Origin of the sequence: Cellulophaga geojensis KL-A (assembly GCF_000568425.1) — a bacterium.
Lineage (GTDB): Bacteria > Bacteroidota > Bacteroidia > Flavobacteriales > Flavobacteriaceae > Cellulophaga > Cellulophaga lytica.
In genome coordinates, this window is sequence record NZ_ARZX01000096.1 from 1 (window position 1) to 642 (window position 642).

Genomic DNA, 642 nt, shown 5'->3' on the forward strand with positions numbered 1-642 from the left:
CAGAAGTAACAGCAGTACCTTTGTTTGTTGGAGCTTTACCACAAACAACTAAACCACCCCAATCACCAGGAGCAGGAGAAGCCTCACCAGAAGTCATAACTACTGGCTCTGTAGCAGTACCATTTACAAATATTTTACCACCTTGAGCAACTGCAATGTAAGAGCTAGTTTGTCCTGTAGCTTCAATAACAGTACCAGCAGGTATAGTTAACTCACCACCATCTAATATTTCTAATTTACTAGTAAGTAAGTATTTTACGTCTGCTTGTAAAGAAACAGCAGAAGTAATTGTACCTTCTAAGTTAGATTCTGTAACACCGCTGTTATCTAAACCTCTTGTCCAACCAGCAGCCCAGTCAGGAGCAGCAGCACCATTACCAGCACCAGTTGCAATACCTTCAGATATAAAAGATTGGTTAGCACCAGTGTAATCTGTTTTTTCAAAACCATCTGCTACACTTGCAAACTGCATGTTAGTAATTTTTAAAGCTTCAGCTTCAATTCTTGTTGCTGCAGGAGTATCTGTACTTTTAACTTTAACACCTAAGTCTGTACCAGCAGTGTAAAAGTTATCTATTGTGAAGTTTCCGCCACCTTCTTTGTAGTAAAGAGCACCTTCTGTAACAGGACCAACAACAGTAA

1 pseudogene is annotated in these 642 nt (G+C 39.6%); it reads right to left on the reverse strand.

Annotated elements, in window-relative coordinates:
* Positions 1-472: pseudogene (locus KLA_RS18315) on the reverse strand (hypothetical protein); the annotation flags it as partial.
* Positions 473-642 lie beyond the last annotated feature (170 nt).